A 19,872-nucleotide genomic window follows, 5' to 3' on the forward strand; every position below is an offset into this window, starting at 1 on the left:
GTTCAGCACGCATTCAGAAGAAACGCCCGGACATGGAAAAGACGGCGTCGAAACTCCCTCACGAGCCGTTGCCGGGGCGGCTCACCGAGCGTCTGAACAGTCCGTCGCGGGCGGCGGTGCGGTCGGGCCGGGCGGTCCCGGCACCGGCAGTTCATCGGGCATGTTGCCTGGCAGTTCATCCGGCCGCGGCGGTTCGCCGGGGTCGTGCACCGGCGGTGGAATCTCCGGATTGGGATTGCCTGGAGGGATTCCCGGCGGCGGTTCACTCGGTGTTCCCGGCGTCGCCGGCGGAATCCCGGGCGGCTCGATCGGCTCCGGCATCAGGCCCGTCGGGTTCCTGACCATGTCGGAACGCACCGTGATCATTCATCGCTCCATCAAAATGGCGAAGCGACAACCGACGGCGGATGGCGACGTTCCCGCGCGACAAGTTCATTCCGGCGAGTGACAGACCGCCTCGATGTTGTGACCATCGGGATCGCGCACGAACGCGCCGTAATAGTTCGGGTGATAGTGCGCGCGGATGCCGGGCGGACCATTGTCGCGGCCGCCGGCCGACAGCGCGGCCTTGTAGAACGCATCCACGGTGGCGCGATCCTTCGCAACGATCGCGATGTGCACCGGCTTGTTCATCGCGCCTTCGCCGCCGATCCAGAAATCCGGCTTGCCGTTGGCACCGAAGCCGGCCGCAGGCTCATGGCCGGTCAGCTCCGCGGGCACTTCCATGATCAGGCTGTAGCCGAGCGGCGCCAGCGCGGTCTGATAGAACGCCTTGGCACGCGCATAATCCGAGACCGAGAAGCCGATGTGGTCGATCATTGCGAGCCTCCCTTCTCTGCTTCGTCGCTTCTGCGCAAAGCTGCCTTGCAGTTTTGTCGCAAGCTCCTCGCAATGACGGGGTGAGAGCGGGCAACCCTCATTCCCGCGTCAGCAGCGTATTGCTTCGCGTCCGGCCCTGCTCGACGTAACCACGCGCGTGCATGTCCGCGAGGCAATCGTCGGTCCATTCGTCCTGCGAGAGATGCTCGATCACCACCGCGTGCGGCCACAGCGCCTCGGGCGCATCGTGGAAGAAGCCGATCAGCACCCGGTCCTCGAAACCTTCGACGTCGATCTTGAGTGCGTCGACTTTGGTCGCGCCGGCCTCTTCGAGGATGCGTTGCAGCCGCAGCGAGGGCACCTTGAACGCCTTGCCGGTGGGCGTACCGGTAACGATATGGCTGGCGCCGAGATTGTCGCCGTCGGTCTCGATCATCAATTCGCCGTCGGTCGGGCCGGCTGCAGCCGCGACGAGCCGCACCTGCGCATAGCCGGAGGCTTCGGTGTTGAACTTGAGTCGCGTATGCGTCACCGGATGCGGCTCGATCGCGATCACCTTGCCGGTGGGCCCGACATCGCGCGCCAGCGCCAGCGCATAGGTGCCGACATTGGCACCGAGATCGACGAAGATGCCGCCCGCGCCGACATGCCGTCGCAGGAAGTCGAGCTCCTGGAGATTGTAGTCGGGATTGAACAGCGCGCCGCGCTCGGTCGCGCTCGCCTGATGATAGAAGCGGAACGAGGCGCCCTGATAGAGCACGTCGAGCGGTCCCGAGCCGAACAGGTTGACGAGGCGCGACAGCCACGGGCGGAATGCGCCGCGCTTAAGTCCGCTGTTGTGCGCAAGGCGGATGATGGCGGCCTGCGCCGCATTCGGCGCCAACGCGCCGAACGGCGCCGGCGACGTATCGTTACTGGGGATCAAGTGTCGTCCTCGTCGAAAGCGGCGCATGCATAGCCGGTTTTGATGGGGACTCCAACGGTCACGGGGTCTCGTTTCGTTCGCCCCTGCAGCGATAGTGAAGAGAGCGCGCTGGTCGGGCTCCCTCTCCCTTGCGGAGAGGGAACCCGTCCAGAGTGCGTCCCTCACTCGCCAAAGACGCCGACGTATGCGCGGGTGATGACACCGAATTTGCTTCGGGTCGCGTCACCCACTCGGTGCCGTCCCATCACGCCGGCGCCTGGTGCCGCCTGACCCGGTTCGAGCGTGCCGCCTTGTGCAGCGCGCGCAGCAGCTGCTCGGCGGAATAGGGTTTCTGCAGCAGCTCGAAACCGTAGCTGCCCTGCTGCGACAGCACCTGGCTGTAACCGCTCGCGAGCACGATCGGCACGTCGAGACCTTGCCGGCGGATTTCCTGCGCGAGCTCGATACCGCTCATGCCGGGCATCACGACGTCGGTGAACACCACGTCGAATCGATCGGCGTCGGTTGCGAGCTCCTCCAGCGCGTGGGTGGCGTTGTCGACCAGCACGGCGGTGTTGCCGAGCTGGGTCAGCGCATCGACGGCGAAGTTTCCGACCTCGGGATTGTCTTCGACAACCAGCACCGAGGTGCCGCTCGCATGTGCCGCCGTGTCCTCTGGGAGCAGTGATTGCGCGCGGCCGGTGCCGGTCGCGCGCGGCAGATAGAGCGTGAAGGTCGCGCCCTTGCCGACCTCGCTCGCCACGTCGACCTCGCCGCCGGACTGCTTGGCGAAGCCGAACACCTGCGACAGACCGAGGCCGGTGCCCTGGCCGACCTCCTTGGTGGTGAAGAACGGCTCGAAGATGCGGCCCAGCAATTCCGGCGGAATCCCGATTCCGGTATCGGCCACCGATACCGCGACGTGGCCGTGCGGGCTCGGTGGACTGCTGAACCCGGACGGCAGCGCGTCGGCCCGACGCACCGCGATCGTGAGCCGGCCGGTGCCGGCCATGGCGTCGCGCGCGTTCACCGCCATGTTGATCACAGCGGTCTCGAACTGGCCTGCATCGGCGTTGATCAGGCAGGGCACGTCCGGCACCTCGGTGACGATCTCGATGCGCGACCCGATCAGGGTTGCGATCATCTCGCTCAGCGTCTGCACGCTCTGGACGGCGTCGAACACCTCGGGCTTGAGGGCCTGCCGCCGCGCGAACGCCAGGAGCTGTCCGGTCAGCTTGGCGGCGCGGTTCACGGTGTTGGAGATCGCATCGATGTAATGCTGCCGCCGCGGCTCCGGCAGATCCCGCCGCCGCAACATGTCGACCGATCCGCGGATCACGGTCAGGAGATTGTTGAAGTCGTGAGCGACGCCGCCGGTGAGCTGTCCCAGCGCTTCCAGCCGCTGGCCGTGCCGCAGCGCCTCCTCGGCCTCCATGCGCCGGCTGGCCTCCCTTTGCAGATGCTTGGTTCGGCGGAAGGCCAGCGCGAGCAGCAGGAACAGCAGGGCGGTGGCCGGCACCCCGAAGATCAGATGCTGGGCCATGGCGCTGATCCAGCGCGCGCGGATCGCCGCGGTCTCGAGGCCGGCGGCGACATAGATCGGGTATTCCGCAAGCCGCCGATAACCCAACCGCCGTTCGATGCCGTCGGCCGGCGAGATCATCGTAAAGAGGCCGGAGAGCGGATTGGCGGTGAGCTGTTGTCCGAGGTCACCGCTCGGCTCGAACCGGAACGGGTGGTCGATGACAGGGAATTGCGCCAACACCGCGCCGTCGGCGCGGATCAGGGCGAAGAAGCTGCCGCGCTCGCGCCCGATCCGAGCGTAGAAATTCTCGAAATATTCGGGCAGCACGGACGCCTGGATGACGCCGCCGAAGCTGCCGTCCTCGTGGCTGCGCCGGCGGCTGACGCCGAAGAACGCCGATCCCTGATAGGGGGCACGTGGCTTCATTGCCTCGCTGATGAAGGTGCCGGCGTCGCCGTCGACCTGCGCCCTGAAGTAGTCGCGATCGGAGAAATCGATGTCGGGGGCCGGCACCGTCAGGCTGTTGGCGAGGGCGTGACCCCTGGCGTCGAAGATCCAGGCCGATTTCATCTGCGGCAGCGACGCCGTGAGCTGGCCCAGCCGCTGATGCAGGCTCTCCTCGCGCGCGGCGATGCCGTCATCGGGCAGGCCGCGGATCATCTCGGCGATTTCCGAGAGGCTGCCGTCGATGGTCTCGAACACCTTGAGGGCGTGCTCGTGGGCCACGTCGAGCGTGCGCTCGATCTCGCGGTCGGCGGCCTCGTTGGTCGAGACCCAGGACATCGCGGAGGCGAACAAGAACAGCGCCAGCGGAAGGGCCAGCGACGCGGCCATCATCCATTGCAGCAGTCTCAGCGAACTAGGTTGTGCGGTCTGCACGGGGGCTCCGACTCGAGGCGAACATTAACGCAAACCGTCGCGCCTGAGGAAGCAAATCCCAGCCCTGGAGGTTCGGAGCCGGCCGCAGCCGAGAGGCGGTCGATTGCCCGGCAGGCCGCGAACCGGTCTTGCGATCGACGGGGCCGCTGCCGGACGCAGCCGTACACGGCCCGGCTGGCGGCGAGCCGTGGTCGAGGGGAAAATCCGCCGGGCCGAAGTGGGTCGCAGCTGTTTTTAGGAGTTCTAAAACCTTGCACGGGCAAATGCTTGACCCTGTGATTAGCTGCTGAAAAACAGGCCGTATGACAGGCGATCCAAAAAGCTCGAAGGACATCCGGCTCGGTGGTGCGGATCGCGGTTTTGTCGGCAAAATCCTCAGGCTCGAGGCGCTGGTGACGGGATCGTCGCTATCGCCGCAGGAGCTGGAGCAACGGCTGGTCGAAATGGGGTTCGTCGAGGGCGCGCGCGTGGAAATCCTGCATGAGGGCATGATCCGGCGCGACCCGATCGCGGTGCGCGTCGACAACAACACCATCGCGCTGCGCCGGAGCGAAGCCATGGCTGTGATCGTCGAATGACAACGGTACCTCTGCGCCTGGCGCTGGTCGGTGCGCCGAACACCGGCAAGACCTCGCTGTTCAACAGTCTCACCGGAAGCCGCCAGAAGGTCGCCAACTATCCCGGCGTCACGGTGGAGCGCAAATCCGGCGGCTTCGTCACGCCGGAGGGCCGCAGCGTGACCGTGCTCGACCTGCCCGGCACCTACTCGCTGCGCGGCCGCAGCCCGGACGAGGAGATCACCCGCGACATCGTGCTCGGGCGCTTCGCCGGCGAAGAAGTTCCCGACCTCGTGCTCTGCGTCGCGGACGCGACCAATCTGCGGCTGACGCTCCGCCTCGTGCTCGAGCTCAAGCGCGTCGGCCGGCCGATGATGCTGGTCCTCAACATGATCGACATCGCCAGGCGCCGCGGCGTCGACATCAATCTCGAGCGCCTGTCGCAGGAGCTTGGCCTGCCGATCGTCACCTCGGTCGCGGTCCGCAAGGGCGGCGTCGACGAGCTGTTGCGCCGGACCGACGACTTCCTCTCCCGCGCGAAAGCGGAACGGGCCGCCAACCAGTGGACGACGCCGACGATCTCCGATCTCAAGGCCGCGCAGCGCGAGGCGGATCGCATCATCGCCGCCGCAGTGACGATGCCGACCAAGCCGGACACGCTGACGACGAAGATCGATGCCGTGGTGCTGCATCCGGTCTGGGGCGTGATGATCCTGGCGCTGATCCTTTTCGTGATGTTCCAGGCGGTGTTCAGCTGGGCGCAGCCGGTGATGGAGCTGTTGTCGGACGGTTTCTCGGTGATCGGGCAAGCGGTCCACGACGTGCTGCCCGATAGCTGGAGCCTGCTGCAAAGCTTCCTGCAGAACGGCGTGATTTCGGGTGTCGGCAGCGTGATCGTGTTCCTGCCGCAGATCATCATGATCTTCCTGTTCATCCTGCTGCTGGAGGATTTCGGCTACATGGCGCGTGCTGCGTTCCTGATGGACCGCATCATGGGCGGCGCCGGGTTGCATGGCCGCGCGTTCATTCCGCTGTTGTCGAGCTTTGCCTGTGCGATCCCGGGCATCATGGCGACGCGGGTGATCGACAATCGCCGCGACCGGCTGACCACGATCCTGATCGCGCCGCTGATGACCTGTTCGGCGCGGATTCCGGTCTACACGCTGATCATCTCGGCCTTCGTTCCGGCAACGAGGCTGTGGGGCTGGGTCAATTTGCAAGGGCTCGTGATGTTCGGCCTTTATGCCGCCGGCATCACCAGCGCGCTGACCGTCTCGGCCGTCGCAAAGTTCTTTCTGTGGCGCGACCACGCGCCGGCGCCGTTCATGCTGGAGCTGCCCGACTACAAGGTGCCGCAGCTGAAGAGCATCGCGATCGGCGTGCTCAATCGTGCCAAGGCGTTCCTGTATCGCGCCGGCACCACGATCCTGTCGATGATGGTGCTGATCTGGTTCCTGGCGTCGTTCCCGACTGCGCCCGATGGATCCCCTGGACCGGCGATCAATTACAGCTTTGCCGCGATGATCGGCCACGCGCTCGAGCCGCTGCTGGCGCCGATCGGCTTCAACTGGCAGATCGCGGTGGCGCTGATCCCGGGCATGGCGGCGCGTGAGGTCGCAGTCGCGGCGCTCGGCACCGTCTATTCGATCGAGGGCGGCAAGGAAGCGGCGGACCAGATCGGCCAGGTGCTGGCGCAGAAATGGGGGCTGGCGACGGCACTGTCGCTGCTGGTCTGGTACATCTTCGCCCCGCAATGCGCCTCGACCCTGGCGGTGATCCGCCGCGAAACCGGCAGTGCGAAGTGGATGGTGGTGACGTTCGTCTACATGCTTGCGCTGGCCTATGCCGCGAGCTTGCTGACCTTCCACCTGGCGCAGGCGCTGGGCATCCAATAGTCGAGCCACGGGAATCCGTCATTTCGGCTCAAAACTGCAACTGTAGAACGAAGAGCGGAGTTGCTTCGAGGGCACTGCGGCAGGCGCCTGCGCTCGTTTTCAGCGAGATCGTGCAATGTCGACCTTTGGCCTGGAACGGATATTTTTTCCACGAGGCGTGGCGATCATGGGCGGCAGCCCGCGCTCGTCGTCGCTCGGCGCAGCGGTGCTCAGAAACGTCAAGGCGGGCGGCTTCGCCGGCAGGCTCGGGGTCGTCAATCGGCGATATGGCGACGTCAGCGGCGTGCCGGCCGTTCCGGATCTGGCGTCGCTCGGCTTCGTTCCGGACCTCGTCGTCATCAGTGCGCCGGCGGATGCGGTTCCGGAGATCGTGGCGGAGGCGGGCGCGGCCGGTGTCGCCGGCGCGGTAATCCTCTCGGCCGGTCTCGGCCACGATGCGGGCTCGCTTGCGGAGACCGCCGGGCAGACGGCGCGCATGCACGGCATGCGCTTGATCGGACCCAATTGCATCGGCTTGATGGTGCCGCGCGCAAAACTCAATGCGAGCTTTGCGGCGCATCACCCCTCCGACGGAAACGTGGCCCTGATTTCGCAGTCCGGCGCCGTCGCAGCCGCGATGATCGAATGGGCGGCCGAGCGGCGGCTCGGCTTCTCCGGCATCGTCTCGATCGGCGACCAGCTCGATGTCGATGTCGCCGATCTGCTCGACTATTTCGCGCTGGACGATCACAGCAGGGCGATCCTGATCTACCTTGAAGCGGTCAAGGATGCCCGCAAGTTCATGTCCGCGGCGCGGGCCGCGGCGCGGCTGAAGCCCGTCATCATCGTCAAGTCGGGGCGGATGGCGCAGGGGGCAAGGGCGGCTGCGACCCATACCGGCGCGCTGGCGGGCTCGGATGCCGTTTACGACGCCGCCTTCCGCCGTGCCGGCATGCTGCGGGTGTATGACCTTCGCGAACTGTTCGATTGCGCGGAACTGCTTGGTCGCGGCTTCGTCCCGCGCGGCAACCGGCTGGCGATCCTGACCAACGGCGGCGGGCTCGGGATTCTCGCGACCGATCGGTTGGCCGGGTTCGGAGGCGCTCCCGCGGTGCTGACGGCGGAGACGATCGCACGGCTCGACGAGGTCTTGCCGCAGGGCTGGTCGCGCGCCAATCCTGTCGACATCTCGGGCGACGCCGATGCAGCCCGCTACGTGTCCGCACTCTCGGCGCTGCTCGAGGATGCCGACAGCGACGCCATCCTGGTTGCGAATGTGGAAACGGCGGTGGCACCGGCCGGACAGATTGCCGAGGCGGTGGCGCAGTGTGTTCGCGAACGCAGGGCAACGCGGAGTGCCGTCGCGGCGCTGGTGCTTGCGGCGTGGGTCGGCGCCGACGAGCGCACCGGCGCAACTTTCGAAGCGGCCCGCATCCCGCATTTCCCGACTGAAGACGATGCGGTGCGTGCTTTCATGTATCTGGTGCGCTATCGCGAGGCCTCCACGGCGCTCGCCGCGACCCCGCCGAGCATCGCATCGGTGTTCACGCCGGAGACGGCGGCGGCGCGGCACGTGGTCGCAAAAGCGCTATCGGAAGGGCGGTCGTGGCTCGATCCCGCCGAGATCGTCGCCTTGTTCGAGGCCTATCGTATTCCGATCGTTCCAACCGTTGCCGCCCGTGACGCCGAGGACGCCGCGGAGAAGGCGGCGTCGTTCCTGGCCGAGGGAACGGCAGTCGTGGTCAAGGTGCGCTCGCGCGACATCAGACACGAGTCCGATGTCGGCGGGGTCATCCTCGACCTCCGCTCGAAAGAGGCCGTCGTCGAAGCCGCGAGGACCGTCCTGGCGCGGGCGCGAAGCGCGCGGCCGGACGCCGACCTGCAAGGCGTGACGGTCCAGCCGATGATCGTGCGGCGGGCGGCGCGCGAACTGATCCTGGGTATCGCCGACGATCCGACCTTCGGTCCGGTGATCGTATTCGGTCGGGGCGGCCCTGCGGTCGAGGTGATCAACGACAAGGCGCTGGCGCTGCCGCCGCTCGACATCAATCTTGCGCGTGACCTCGTCGGTCGCACTCGCGTCTCACGGTTGCTCGGCGGCTATCGCGATGTGCCTGCCGTAGCGCCCGACGTCGTGCCGCTCACTCTGGTCAAGCTGGCGCAGATGGCGGCGGACATTCCCGAAGTTGCCGAACTCGATATCAACCCGATGCTCGCGGACGAGACGGGCGTGCTCGCGCTCGATGCGCGCGTGGCGATCCGCAAGCCGGCGCGACTGTTCGCGGGTCTTACCAGGCTCGCCGTCAGGCCGTACCCATCGCAATGGGAGGGAGAACTCGGCCTGAGAGACGGATCGCATGTGATGGTGCGGCCGATGCGTCCGGAGGATGAGCCGATGGTCGACAGCTTCTTCCGGCGCGTCACCGCCGAAGATCTCAGGCTGCGCTTCTTCCATGCGATGAAGGAATTCTCGCACGCGTTCATCGCGCGCCTGACCCAGCTCGATTACGCGCGCGCGATGGCCTTCGTGGCGCTGGATCCGAAGACAGGCCAGATGATGGGAGCGGTTCGGCTGCATTCGGACTCGCTGTATGAAAATGCGGAGTACGCGATCCTGCTGCAGTCCGACCTCAAGGGCAAAGGCCTAGGATGGGCCCTGATGCAGCTCCTGATCCACTATGCGCGATCGGAGGGATTGCAGCGCCTGTCCGGTCAGGTCTTGACCGAGAACACCACGATGCTGGGCATGTGCCGCGATCTCGGGTTCACGGTCACCATGGATCCGGCCGATCCCAGCATCGTCGACGTCGTGCTCGAACTCGATCGATCCACCGTCGACGCCATCGGATCAGATATCCTGATCCGACCCCATCGATGATGATCGACGCGGCTCGCGTGCCTGATCAGATCTGGCGTTCGACCAGCTTGAGCTTGAGCTCGGCGATCGCTTCGGAGGGGTTGAGGCCCTTCGGGCACGCCTTGGCGCAGTTCATGATGGTGTGGCAGCGATAGAGGCGGAACGGATCCTCGAGATTGTCGAGCCGCTCGCCGGTTGCCTCATCGCGGGAGTCGGTGACCCAGCGGGTCGCCTGCAGCAGCGCGGCGGGGCCGAGGAAGCGCTCGCTGTTCCACCAGTAGCTCGGGCAGGAGGTCGAGCAGCAGGCGCACAGGATGCACTCGTAGAGTCCGTCGAGCTTCTCGCGGTCCTCGTGGCTCTGCCTCCACTCCTTCTGCGGCGTCGGCGTGCTGGTCTTCAGCCACGGTTCGATCGAGGCGTACTGGGCGTAGAAATTGGTGAGGTCGGGAACCAGGTCCTTGACGACGGGCTGATGCGGCAGCGGGTTGATCTTCACCGCGCCGCCGGCGGCCACGTCGTGCATCGACTTGGTGCAGGCGAGCGTGTTCTGGCCGTCGATGTTCATCGCGCAGGAGCCGCAGACGCCTTCGCGACAGGAGCGGCGGAAGGTCAGCGTCGGATCGATGTTGTTCTTGATCCAGATCAGGCCGTCCAGCACCATTGGCCCGCAATCGTGGGTGTCGACATAGTAGGTGTCGACGCTCGGATTCTTGCCGTCATCCGGGTTCCAGCGATACACCCGGAATTCGCGCGTCTCGGTCGCGCCGGAAGGCTTCGGCCAGGTCTTGCCGCCGGAAATCTTCGAATTCTTCGGAAGTGCGAATTCAACCATGCTTGCTCAGCCTTCGTTGTCAGTAGACCCGCGCCTTCGGCGGGATGTACTGCACGTCGTTGGTCATCGTGTAATCGTGCACCGGGCGGTAGTCGATCGTGGTCTTGCCGGCGGGATCGAGCCACGCCAGCGTGTGCTTCATCCAGTTCTTGTCGTCGCGCGCCGAGAAGTCCTCGCGGGCATGCGCGCCGCGGCTTTCGGTGCGGTTCGCCGCCGAATCCATCGTCACCACCGCCTGCGCGATCAGGTTGTCGAATTCGAGCGTCTCGACCAGGTCGGAATTCCATACCAGCGAGCGGTCGGCCACCGAGATGTCACCGACGCCGCCATAGACCTTGTGGATCAGGTTCTGACCCTCGTGCAGCACCTCGCCGGTACGGAACACCGCGCAATTGTTCTGCATCACATGCTGCATGCTGTCGCGCAGCTTGGCGGTCGGCGTGTCGCCCGAGGCATGGCGGAAATGGTCGAGCCGGCCGAGCGCACGGTCGGCCGAATCCTGCGGTAGCTCCGGCTGCTTGGCGTTCGCGGTCAGCTTCTCGGCGAGGCGCAGCGCCGCCGCGCGGCCGAACACCACGAGGTCGATGAGCGAGTTGGAGCCGAGCCGGTTGGCGCCGTGCACCGACACGCAGGCCGCTTCACCGATCGCCATCAGGCCCGGCACCACCGAATTGTCGTCGCCATTGCGCTTGGTCAGCACTTCGGCGTGATAGTTCGTTGCGATGCCGCCCATGTTGTAGTGCACCGTCGGCACGATCGGGATCGGCTCGCGGGTGACGTCGACATTGGCGAAGATCTTGGCGGATTCGGAAATGCCGGGCAGGCGCTCATGCAGCACCTTCGGATCGAGATGATCGAGGTGCAGGAAGATGTGGTCCTTCTTCTTGCCGACGCCCCGGCCCTCGCGGATCTCGATGGTCATCGCGCGCGAGACGACGTCGCGCGAGGCGAGGTCCTTGGCCGAGGGGGCATAGCGCTCCATGAAGCGCTCGCCCTCGGAGTTGACGAGATAGCCGCCTTCGCCGCGGGCACCCTCGGTGACAAGGCAGCCCGAGCCGTAGATGCCGGTCGGATGGAACTGGACGAACTCCATGTCCTGCAGCGGCAGGCCCGCGCGCAGCACCATGCCGCCGCCGTCGCCGGTGCAGGTATGGGCCGAGGTGCAGGAAGCATAGGCGCGGCCATAGCCGCCGGTGGCCAGGATCGTGGTCTGGGCGCGGAAGCGATGCAGCGTGCCGTCGTCGAGCTTGAGCGCGATCACGCCGCGGCAGACGCCCTGGTCGTCCATGATCAGGTCGATGGCGAAAAATTCGATGAAGAACTCGGCCGCGTGGCGCAGCGACTGGCCGTACATCGTGTGCAGCATCGCGTGGCCGGTGCGGTCGGCGGCGGCGCAGGTGCGCTGCGCCTGGCCCTTGCCGTAGTCGATGGTCATGCCGCCGAACGGGCGCTGATAGATCTTGCCGTCCTCGGTGCGCGAGAACGGCACGCCCCAGTGCTCGAGTTCGTAGACGGCGTCGGGAGCGTTGCGCACCATGTATTCGATCGCGTCCTGGTCGCCGAGCCAGTCCGACCCCTTGACGGTGTCGTACATGTGCCAGCGCCAGTTGTCCGGATGCATGTTGCCCAGCGACGCCGAGATGCCGCCCTGCGCCGCGACCGTGTGCGAGCGGGTCGGGAACACCTTGGTGATGCAGGCGGTGCGCAGGCCGGCCTCCGAGCAGCCGACCACGGCGCGCAGGCCCGCGCCGCCGGCGCCGACCACCACGACGTCGTAAGTATGGTCTTCGATCGGATAGGCCTTGCCGTTCGTGGCCGGGCCACTGCCGTTGGTGGCCTTGCCGTTACCTTCAGCGGCCATGGGTCATACTCCGGAAGACAATTTGAGGATTGCGTAGATCGAGGTCAGCGCCACCGCGAAGCAGAAGAAGTTGTTGGCCATCACGCTGGCGAGCTTCAGCTTCTCGTTGTGCACGTAGTCTTCGATCACGACCTGCATGCCGATCTTCATGTGCCAGGTGCTGGCGATGATGAAGAGCAGCAGGATCACGGCGATCGGCAGCGAGCCGAGGATCTGCGCCGCGCCGGCCTGGTTGCGGCCGATCAGCATGATCACGACGGTGATCACGGGCACGATCAGCAGCACCATCGACACCGCGGTGAGGCGCTGGCGCCAGAAGTCACCCGTGCCGGAATGCGAGGCGCCGAGATTGCGGACGCGCGCCAGCGGCGTGCGCATCGATGACGGGCCGCTCATCGTCCACCTCCCACGGCATAGGCGATGATCCAGATCAGCACGGTCAGCGAGACGCCGGCGACCAGCGCGCCCCAGGTCAGCGCCTCTCGCTCATTGGCCTTGAAGCCGTAGCCGAGATCCCAGACGAAGTGGCGGATGCCGCTGACCAGATGGTGCATCAGCGCCCATGTGTAGCCGAACACGATCAGCTTGCCGATCACACTGCCGGTGAAGGCCTGGACGTTGGCGTAGGCGGTCGGACCCGACGCCGCTGCGATCAGCCACCAGGCGAGCAGCAGGGTGCCGAAATAGAGCGCAATACCGGTGGCGCGGTGGACGATGGACAGGGCCATCGTCAGGGTCCAGCGATAGGTTTGCAAATGGGGCGAAAGCGGTCGTTCGATCCTGGCGGTCATCGGCGGCTTTATGTTGTTGTGGGACCGCGGCCGGCCCATCGGGGAACGCGGTAGATGAATTCTATTTACGGAGTCGGATCACTCCGCGCAACGGCCAAATAGCCTTCGGTCGAACCGAAGTTCATTGTTAGCATTGCCGAAATCTGGTTGATCCGCAGGCTGGTATACCAGAAGAGGCGTCACATGAACTAAGAAGTGAATCGATATTCTTAGCTTATATTTGAGCCCTTCCAATGGCGCTCCGGTGCAGCGCCGAACGCCTCGAGACCGCCTTCTCGCCGGATCAGATAATCAACCATGCCTTGATCTTAGGCGGAACGTGCATGCTCCCAAGGGTGGAATTAGACGCCGTCATCTCGGCGTTGCGCTCGATGATTGGACGTTGCGAACGCCAGCGACCGGAGCCCTCGCTCCCCCGACAATCGACCCGCCGCGATGACCGCGCCCTCAGGTGGTGGTCGTGACCGAGCCGCGCATCCAAAGCCGACCGGATATGCGAAATCTCGAGCCCGGCTCGTCGGCGGCCGATAGCGGCCTCACCGGTTCTTCGACCTGACCTCGCAATGCCGCCACCTGCGGAGATCGCCGGACATACGCTGCTACGTCTTCGAATAGATATCCTTGTACTTGTCGCGCAGAATGTTCTTCTGCACCTTGCCCATCGCGTTGCGCGGCAGCTCGTCGACGACAAAGACGCGCTTCGGCATCTTGAATTTCGCGAGCCGGCCGTCGAGCGCCTTCAGCACCGCAGCTTCGCTGACATCGGCGCCCTTGTTGCAGACCAGGACGGCGGTGACGCCTTCGCCGAAATCGGCATGCGGCACGCCGATCACGGCCGACTCGATCACGCCTGGCATGGCGTCGATCTCGCTCTCGATCTCCTTCGGATAGACGTTGAAGCCGCCCGAGATCACCAGATCCTTGCCGCGGCCGAGGATATGGACGTAGCCCTTGTCGTCGATCTTGCCGAGGTCACCGGTGATGAAGAAGCCGTCGTCACGGAATTCGGACTTGGTCTTTTCGGGCATCCGCCAGTAGCCCTGGAAGACGTTCGGGCCCTTCACCTCGATCATGCCGATTGACTCAGGCGCGAGTTCGTTGCCGGTCTCGGGGTCGGTGACGCGCACCGAAACCCCGGGCAGCGCCCGGCCGACTGCGCCGGGAACGCGCTCGCCGTCGTAGGGATTGGACGTGTTCATGTTGGTCTCGGTCATGCCGTAGCGTTCGAGCACGGCGTGGCCGGTGCGGGCGGACCATTCGCGATGCGTGTCGGCGAGCAGCGGCGCGGAGCCTGAGATGAACAGCCGCATGTGCCCGGTCGATTGCTTGTTCAGCCCGGGATTCTGCAACAGGCGGGTGTAGAAGGTCGGCACACCCATCATCACGGTCGCGCGCGCCATCAGCTTGATGATCAGGTCCGGATCGAACTTCGGCAGGAAGATCATCGAGGCGCGCGCGAACAGCGTCACGTTGCTGGCCACGAACAGGCCATGGGTGTGATAGATCGGCAGCGCGTGGATCAGCACGTCCTTGTCGGTGAAGCGCCAGTAATCGACCAGCGAATACGAGTTCGATGCCAGGTTGTCGTGGGACAGCATCGCGCCCTTGGAGCGGCCGGTGGTTCCCGACGTGTAGAGGATCGCGGCGAGGTCGTCATTGCCGCGCGGAACGGTCGCAAAGTCCTTGCCCGCCTTGTCGGCGGCTTCGGTCAGCGAACCCTTGCCGCTGGCGTCGAGCGTCTCGACCTTGGCGCCGACCTTCGCTGCGATCGCCTTGATGCCTTCCAGCTTGACCGGATCGCAGACCACCAGCGCCGGTTCGGCATCAGAGATGAAGTATTTGAGTTCGTTCAGCGTATAGGCGGTGTTGAGCGGCAGATAGACGCCGCCGGCGCGCACGGTGGCGAGATAGAGCACGAGACCGGAGACCGATTTCTCGGTCTGCGCCGCGACGCGGTCGCCCGGCTTGACGCCCCTGCCGACCAGCACATTCGCCATCTGCCCGGCGCGCGCGATCAGGTCGCCGTAGGAGATATGGCTGCCGTCGGGTTGCTCGATCGCGAGCCGGTTGGGATCGTCGAGGCCGTCGAACAGGCGGGAAAACAGGTTGGCGTTGGCGGTCGTGTTCATGCAACATCCCCCGAGGGGCGAAAGGGCCGGAAGCGTCTGGCTGCATTAGCAAAAACGCCCTTCGGAAAGCAACGGAGACAGTTTGCATGACAAATCACGGGAAACGTGTGGCCTGGGTGACCGGCGGCGGTACCGGCATAGGCGAATCCGGGGCGGAATTCCTCGCGGCGGATGGCTGGACGGTGGTGGTCTCCGGCCGCCGCAGGGGAGAACTCGATCGCGTGGTGGCGAACATCACGAAAAAGGGCGGCAAGGCGGAAGCCATCCCGCTCGACGTCAGCAGCAAGGCCGACGTCAACACCGCCGCCGGGCAGATCGTCGCCGGGCACGGCCGCATCGACCTTCTGGTCAACAGCGCCGGCATCAATGTTCCGAAGCGAAGCTGGGCCGACATGGAACTGGAAGGTTGGGACAAGCTCGTCGAGATCAATCTCAACGGGGTGCTCTATTGCATGCGCGCAGTGCTGCCGACGATGCGCAAGCAGAAGGATGGCTGCATCATCAACGTCGCCTCCTGGGCGGGCCGTCACGTTTCCAAGATGCCGGGCCCGGCCTACACCACGACGAAGCACGCAGTGCTGGCGCTGACCCATTCCTTCAACATGGACGAATGCGTCAACGGCCTGCGCGCCTGCTGCCTGTCGCCGGGCGAGGTGGCAACGCCGATCCTGAACCAGCGCCCCGTCGTGCCCAGCGAAGCCGAGCAGGCGAAGATGCTGCAGCCCGAGGATCTCGGCCGCACCATCGCCTTCGTCGCCAGCATGCCCGCGCGCGTCTGCATGAACGAGATCCTGATCAGCCCGACGCACAACCGCGGTTTCATCCAGACGCCGGCGAACAGGGATTAGGCTCGCGATTCGTAGCCCGGATGGAGCGAAGCGTAATCCGGGATGGTCTTTCCGCGGAGAGCCTGTCCCGGATTTCGCTGCGCTTCGTCCGGGCTACGAGGATCACTCGATGATCTCGTTCAGCTCCTTGCCGGAGTGCTCGGGCACGAACAGGAAGACGCCGATCGCCATCGCGATCATCAGCACGGGGATGCAGAGGAACGCCAGCGCAAACGAACCGGTGTGCTGCTGCAGCGCGATGGTGACGAATGGAAACAACACGAATCCGACGAAGTACGCGATCGCCCAGACCACGCCATTGGCTGCGCCGCGGATGCGGGTCGGAAAGATTTCGGCGGTCAGGGTCGTGCTCGGGCCCCAGAAACCGAGGAAGCCGAGACACCAGGCGAGCCCGAACGCCCACAGCAGGACACGGTCTTCGGAATAGACCCAGAGAGTCATGAAGATCGCGCCTTCGATCAGCGTCACAATGAAGGTGAGCCGACGGCCGATCCTGTCGATCAGCCATCCGACCACGCAAAGCCCGAGGAAGCCGCAGAGACCATAGAATACATAGAACAGGCTGTATTCAGTCGTCGACCAGTGTTTCTCGGTCGCGAGATAGAGCGGCATCCAGGCGCCGACCGTGCCGTAGATGCAGGTGCTGGCGCAGGCCACGAACAGCGCGACGAGCGTCGCGGGCAGCACGTCGGGCATGAACACCTGGCTGATGCCGACCGATTTGGCCTTGCCGAACCAGGCGCTGTCGTCATCGCTGACCGTGCCGCCGCGCGACAGCGTCTCCGAGATGCGCCGCTTGCGGTCTTGTGCACGCACCCAGTAGGGCGATTCCGGGCAGGTGGAGCGGACATAGATCGCGAGCAGCGCGATCACGCCCGGCACCATTACCGCGACGCGCCAGCCGAAATTGGTGGCGACAAGTCCGGTGATGGCGCCGGCGAGCGAAGCGCCGAGACACCAGGCCGATCGCGTGATGCTGATCACCCGTCCGCGCAGCCGGGCCGGCCAGGTTTCGGCCACCAGCATCGAGCCGAGCGACCATTCGCCGTTGAGCGCGAAGAACAGCAGCGAGCGCGCGACCACGAAGATCGCGAATGTCGGCGACAGCGCCGCCACCGGCATCAAAAGCGAAAACAGCGCGATGTTGACGGCAAGCAGCGTGCGTCGGCCGAACCGATCCGCCAGCCACGGCCAGAAATACAGGCCGGCGATGCCGACGAAGAGCGCGATCTGCATGCCCGAGCGAAATTCCGGCAGGCTCAGCGAGAATTCCTTGATCACCATCGGGGAGACCAGCCCGAAGATCACGCCGTCCATGCCGTCGAAGCCCCAGCCGAGCGCGTTGGCGGTGGCGATGTGCCAATGGGTCTTGGTCAACTCACCGTCGCCGGCGACAGCGCGGTAATTGGCATACTGCAGATGGTGTTGCTCGAGCGGGCCGATGTCGCTGCCTGCATGGTCCAGCGCAGGGGCTGCTCGGCCATCTGCTGTGATGCTGCTCATGATCGCCTCCCCGACGCTGCCGCGACGTTGCACGGCAGGTCGAGGCTGAGCCGATCAGAAGATGTAGGCAAGCAAATTGCTCGCGGCAGCGCACTTGCCCGTTCCGTGCAACGGAATTGTCGTCGCCAGCGCGCAAGGGTGCGAGCTACGCAAAGCGTCGCGGCCGGTTTCAGGAATCACAAAGAATTATCTTTGGAAACCCCGCGCAAAACCTCCCGTAGATCGGTCAACGACGGCGCTGCGATCAACCAACACAAGCGCGGTTGTTGACCCCATCATCCCGGCGATTTCCGCCGGTCACATCACACCGGAGACCTTCCATGTCGAAGCGTATTGCCTATCTTGCTGCCGCCGCCCTCAGCGCGCTGGCGCTCACCGCAACCGTCGCCGCGCCGGCCAGCGCCGCGGAGAAGACCGTGATGGTCGGCGGCGCCGCGATGTTCCCATCCAAGAACATCATCCAGAACGCCGTCAATTCCAAGGACCACACCACCCTCGTCGCCGCAGTGAAGGCGGCCGGCCTGGTCGAGACGCTGGAAGGCAAGGGTCCGTTCACGGTGTTCGCGCCGACCAATGCCGCCTTCAGCAAGCTGCCGGCCGGCACTGTCGACAATCTCGTCAAGCCCGAGAACAAGGCGACCCTGACCAAGATCCTCACCTACCATGTGGTGCCCGGCAAGCTCGAGGCGTCGGACCTGACCGACGGCAAGATGCTGAAGACCGTCGAGGGCGAGGAACTCACCGTCAAGCATCAGGACGGCAAGGTCTGGATCGTCGACGCCAAGGGCGGCACCTCGATGGTGACGATCTCGAACGTCAACCAGTCGAACGGCGTCATCCATGTGATCGACACCGTGCTTTTGCCGGCGACCTGACACCGCCCGGCCCGGTTCAATCCCGGGCAGCACACGCGAAACAGCGAGCCGGAGCCTCGCCCGGCTCGCATTTTTGTGACCGCGATAGGCGGCGTGCATCGAATTGATAGCACCCGATCCTGTAACGGAATGGCGGTTCCCGGCGTATAAACCAGTATCGATTCCGAGTAGAGAAGAGCCATGTCGAGCCTTGCCGTCAGTGACGATCATGCAGCGACCGCGACGCAGACGAAGGTGATCCAGCCGGGCTGGGTCCGCGTATTGCACTGGGTCAACGCGCTGGCGATGATCCTGATGATCATGTCTGGCTGGCAGATCTATAATGCCTCGCCGCTGTTCAACTTCTCCTTCTCTTCCAAATTCACACTAGGCGGCTGGCTCGGCGGCGCGCTGCTCTGGCACTTTGCGGCGATGTGGCTGCTGATGGTCAACGGACTGATCTATCTGGCGCTTGGATTCGCGACCGGCCGCTTCCGCCGCAAGCTATTGCCGATCACCCCGGGCGGCGTGATCTCGGACACCAGGGCGGCGCTGACCTTCAAGCTGTCGCATAACGATCTCAGCAAATACAATTCCGTTCAGAAGCTGCTCTATGCAGGCATCATCGCCGTCGGCGTCGTCATCGTGCTGTCCGGCCTGTCGATGTGGAAGCCGGTGCAGCTCTATTGGCTGTCGGTGCTGTTCGGCGGCTACGACGTCGCGCGCTACGTTCACTTCACCTGCATGGCGCTGATCGTCGCTTTCCTGGTTATCCATGTCGCGCTCGCGGTGCTGGTGCCGAAGAGCCTGCGCGCGATGATCATCGGTCGTTGAGGAGATTGGTCATGGGTCGCCTGCGCAAGCTCCTCATCCCGGGTGTCGACAAGAAACTGCTGGTCCGTGATGCCATCAAGACGATGCCGGATCCGACGCGGCGCCGCTTCCTCACGACCGGCGCCAGCCTCGGCGCGCTGACGCTTCTGGCTGGCTGCGACGTGGTCGACTCGTCGTCGGCGGAGGAGATGCTGAAGAAGGTCTCCAAGTTCAACGACGCCGTGCAGGCCTGGATGTTCAATCCGGATGCGTTGGCGCCGACCTTTCCCGAAAGCATGATCACCAAGCCGTTCCCGTTCAACGGCTATTACGATCTCGACGATGCGCCCGAGATCGACGGGAAGGACTGGAAGCTCGAGGTACGCGGGCTGGTCGAGAACAAGAAGCCGTGGACGCTCGATGAACTCTACAGGCTTCCTGAGGTCAAGCAGGTGACACGTCACATCTGCGTCGAGGGCTGGAGCGCGATCGGCAGCTGGACCGGCACGCCCTTGCGCGATTTCCTCAAGCTCGTCGGCGCCGACACGCGCGCGAAATATGTCTGGTTCCAGTGCGCCGACAAGGACGGCTACAACTCGCCGCTCGACATGCGTTCGGCGCTGCATCCGCAGACCCAGATGACGTTCAAATTCGCCGACGAGATATTGCCGCGCGCCTATGGTTATCCGATGAAGATCCGGGTGCCGACCAAGCTCGGCTTCAAGAACCCGAAATACGTGATCTCGATGGAAGTCACCAACGACTACAAGGGCGGCTACTGGGAAGACCAGGGCTACAATTCGTTCAGCGGGAGCTGACGCGACGC

The 19,872-nt window shown here is 64.9% G+C and carries 17 protein-coding genes; 7 read left to right on the top strand and 10 right to left on the bottom strand.

Going from position 1 to position 19,872, the window contains the following annotated elements; genetic code table 11:
• Positions 1 to 81 precede the first annotated feature (81 nt).
• The 4 genes from JQ586_RS16665 to JQ586_RS16680 all read right to left on the bottom strand — a co-directional run bounded on the left by JQ586_RS16665 (position 82) and on the right by JQ586_RS16680 (position 4,127).
• Entirely contained in the window at positions 82 to 321 is a 240-nt protein-coding gene (locus JQ586_RS16665; protein ID WP_212395786.1) for a hypothetical protein, read from the bottom strand.
• Positions 322 to 432: 111 nt separating this feature from the next.
• Positions 433 to 819 carry a VOC family protein gene (locus JQ586_RS16670; protein ID WP_212395684.1) on the bottom strand — a complete coding sequence of 129 codons (387 nt, stop codon included), beginning with the start codon at positions 817 to 819 and terminating at the stop codon, positions 433 to 435.
• A gap of 97 nt (positions 820 to 916) precedes the next feature.
• Complete coding sequence (locus JQ586_RS16675) at positions 917 to 1,744, bottom strand: FkbM family methyltransferase (protein WP_212395685.1); 828 nt, start codon at positions 1,742 to 1,744, stop codon at positions 917 to 919.
• 244 nt (positions 1,745 to 1,988) lie between these two features.
• Positions 1,989 to 4,127 (bottom strand): hybrid sensor histidine kinase/response regulator, encoded by a 2,139-nt coding sequence (locus JQ586_RS16680; RefSeq protein WP_212395686.1) that lies wholly within the window; start codon positions 4,125 to 4,127, stop codon positions 1,989 to 1,991.
• A 302-nt stretch (positions 4,128 to 4,429) separates the two neighbouring features.
• Between JQ586_RS16680 and JQ586_RS16685 the strand changes: the two genes are divergently transcribed.
• The 3 genes from JQ586_RS16685 (at position 4,430) to JQ586_RS16695 (ending at position 9,436) form a co-directional block, all read left to right on the top strand.
• Complete coding sequence (locus JQ586_RS16685; protein WP_212395687.1) at positions 4,430 to 4,705, top strand: FeoA family protein; 276 nt, start codon at positions 4,430 to 4,432, stop codon at positions 4,703 to 4,705.
• Complete coding sequence (locus tag JQ586_RS16690) at positions 4,702 to 6,579, top strand: ferrous iron transporter B (protein ID WP_212395688.1); 1,878 nt, start codon at positions 4,702 to 4,704, stop codon at positions 6,577 to 6,579. Before JQ586_RS16685 ends, JQ586_RS16690 begins: the two co-directional genes overlap by 4 nt.
• A gap of 115 nt (positions 6,580 to 6,694) precedes the next feature.
• The gene (locus JQ586_RS16695) at positions 6,695 to 9,436 is read left to right on the top strand and encodes a bifunctional acetate--CoA ligase family protein/GNAT family N-acetyltransferase (protein WP_212395689.1); all 2,742 of its coding nucleotides are present in this window, start codon (positions 6,695 to 6,697) and stop codon (positions 9,434 to 9,436) included.
• A 25-nt stretch (positions 9,437 to 9,461) separates the two neighbouring features.
• Here JQ586_RS16695 and JQ586_RS16700 read toward each other — a convergent pair whose 3' ends face one another.
• The 5 genes from JQ586_RS16700 to JQ586_RS16720 form a co-directional block, all read right to left on the bottom strand.
• Positions 9,462 to 10,247: a succinate dehydrogenase iron-sulfur subunit gene (locus JQ586_RS16700; protein ID WP_212395690.1), complete on the bottom strand. Its 786-nt coding sequence runs from the start codon at positions 10,245 to 10,247 to the stop codon at positions 9,462 to 9,464.
• A gap of 19 nt (positions 10,248 to 10,266) precedes the next feature.
• Positions 10,267 to 12,108, bottom strand: coding sequence for a succinate dehydrogenase flavoprotein subunit (gene sdhA, locus JQ586_RS16705; RefSeq protein WP_212395691.1), 1,842 nt, complete (start codon positions 12,106 to 12,108; stop codon positions 10,267 to 10,269).
• A 3-nt stretch (positions 12,109 to 12,111) separates the two neighbouring features.
• Complete coding sequence (gene sdhD / locus JQ586_RS16710) at positions 12,112 to 12,486, bottom strand: succinate dehydrogenase, hydrophobic membrane anchor protein (RefSeq protein ID WP_212395787.1); 375 nt, start codon at positions 12,484 to 12,486, stop codon at positions 12,112 to 12,114.
• A gap of 14 nt (positions 12,487 to 12,500) precedes the next feature.
• A complete protein-coding gene (gene sdhC, locus JQ586_RS16715) occupies positions 12,501 to 12,899 on the bottom strand; it encodes a succinate dehydrogenase, cytochrome b556 subunit (RefSeq protein WP_212395692.1) in 399 nt (132 codons plus the stop codon).
• Positions 12,900 to 13,498: 599 nt separating this feature from the next.
• Positions 13,499 to 15,028 carry a malonyl-CoA synthase gene (locus JQ586_RS16720; protein WP_212395693.1) on the bottom strand — a complete coding sequence of 510 codons (1,530 nt, stop codon included), beginning with the start codon at positions 15,026 to 15,028 and terminating at the stop codon, positions 13,499 to 13,501.
• 86 nt (positions 15,029 to 15,114) lie between these two features.
• On the opposite strand from JQ586_RS16720, the gene JQ586_RS16725 reads away from it, so the two are divergent.
• Positions 15,115 to 15,876: an SDR family oxidoreductase gene (locus JQ586_RS16725; RefSeq protein WP_212395694.1), complete on the top strand. Its 762-nt coding sequence runs from the start codon at positions 15,115 to 15,117 to the stop codon at positions 15,874 to 15,876.
• Between the two features lie 102 nt (positions 15,877 to 15,978).
• Here JQ586_RS16725 and JQ586_RS16730 read toward each other — a convergent pair whose 3' ends face one another.
• Positions 15,979 to 17,379 carry an MFS transporter gene (locus tag JQ586_RS16730; protein ID WP_212395695.1) on the bottom strand — a complete coding sequence of 467 codons (1,401 nt, stop codon included), beginning with the start codon at positions 17,377 to 17,379 and terminating at the stop codon, positions 15,979 to 15,981.
• A 320-nt stretch (positions 17,380 to 17,699) separates the two neighbouring features.
• Here JQ586_RS16730 and JQ586_RS16735 point away from each other — a divergent pair, with 320 nt between their 5' ends.
• The 3 genes from JQ586_RS16735 (at position 17,700) to JQ586_RS16745 (ending at position 19,864) form a co-directional block, all read left to right on the top strand.
• Entirely contained in the window at positions 17,700 to 18,254 is a 555-nt protein-coding gene (locus JQ586_RS16735) for a fasciclin domain-containing protein (RefSeq protein WP_212395696.1), read from the top strand.
• Between the two features lie 180 nt (positions 18,255 to 18,434).
• On the top strand, positions 18,435 to 19,067 hold the full coding sequence (locus tag JQ586_RS16740) for a cytochrome b/b6 domain-containing protein (RefSeq protein WP_212395697.1): 633 nt from the start codon (positions 18,435 to 18,437) through the stop codon (positions 19,065 to 19,067).
• A gap of 11 nt (positions 19,068 to 19,078) precedes the next feature.
• Positions 19,079 to 19,864 (top strand): molybdopterin-dependent oxidoreductase, encoded by a 786-nt coding sequence (locus JQ586_RS16745; protein ID WP_212395698.1) that lies wholly within the window; start codon positions 19,079 to 19,081, stop codon positions 19,862 to 19,864.
• The last annotated feature ends 8 nt before the right edge of the window (positions 19,865 to 19,872 follow it).

Source organism: Bradyrhizobium jicamae (assembly GCF_018130215.1).
GTDB classification, from domain to species: domain Bacteria; phylum Pseudomonadota; class Alphaproteobacteria; order Rhizobiales; family Xanthobacteraceae; genus Bradyrhizobium; species Bradyrhizobium jicamae_A.

Excerpts from the sequence above, each read along its gene's own strand:
- JQ586_RS16665 (WP_212395786.1), bottom strand. The coding sequence starts at position 321 with ATGCCGGAGCCGATCGAGCCGCCCGGGATTCCGCCGGCGACGCCGGGA.
- JQ586_RS16670 (WP_212395684.1), bottom strand. The coding sequence starts at position 819 with ATGATCGACCACATCGGCTTCTCGGTCTCGGATTATGCGCGTGCCAAG.
- JQ586_RS16685 (WP_212395687.1), top strand. The coding sequence starts at position 4,430 with ATGACAGGCGATCCAAAAAGCTCGAAGGACATCCGGCTCGGTGGTGCG.
- JQ586_RS16690 (WP_212395688.1), top strand. The coding sequence starts at position 4,702 with ATGACAACGGTACCTCTGCGCCTGGCGCTGGTCGGTGCGCCGAACACC.
- JQ586_RS16695 (WP_212395689.1), top strand. The coding sequence starts at position 6,695 with ATGTCGACCTTTGGCCTGGAACGGATATTTTTTCCACGAGGCGTGGCG.
- JQ586_RS16700 (WP_212395690.1), bottom strand. The coding sequence starts at position 10,247 with ATGGTTGAATTCGCACTTCCGAAGAATTCGAAGATTTCCGGCGGCAAG.
- sdhA (WP_212395691.1), bottom strand. The coding sequence starts at position 12,108 with ATGGCCGCTGAAGGTAACGGCAAGGCCACCAACGGCAGTGGCCCGGCC.
- sdhD (WP_212395787.1), bottom strand. The coding sequence starts at position 12,486 with ATGCGCACGCCGCTGGCGCGCGTCCGCAATCTCGGCGCCTCGCATTCC.
- sdhC (WP_212395692.1), bottom strand. The coding sequence starts at position 12,899 with ATGACCGCCAGGATCGAACGACCGCTTTCGCCCCATTTGCAAACCTAT.
- JQ586_RS16720 (WP_212395693.1), bottom strand. The coding sequence starts at position 15,028 with ATGAACACGACCGCCAACGCCAACCTGTTTTCCCGCCTGTTCGACGGC.
- JQ586_RS16725 (WP_212395694.1), top strand. The coding sequence starts at position 15,115 with ATGACAAATCACGGGAAACGTGTGGCCTGGGTGACCGGCGGCGGTACC.
- JQ586_RS16730 (WP_212395695.1), bottom strand. The coding sequence starts at position 17,379 with ATGAGCAGCATCACAGCAGATGGCCGAGCAGCCCCTGCGCTGGACCAT.
- JQ586_RS16735 (WP_212395696.1), top strand. The coding sequence starts at position 17,700 with ATGTCGAAGCGTATTGCCTATCTTGCTGCCGCCGCCCTCAGCGCGCTG.
- JQ586_RS16740 (WP_212395697.1), top strand. The coding sequence starts at position 18,435 with ATGTCGAGCCTTGCCGTCAGTGACGATCATGCAGCGACCGCGACGCAG.
- JQ586_RS16745 (WP_212395698.1), top strand. The coding sequence starts at position 19,079 with ATGGGTCGCCTGCGCAAGCTCCTCATCCCGGGTGTCGACAAGAAACTG.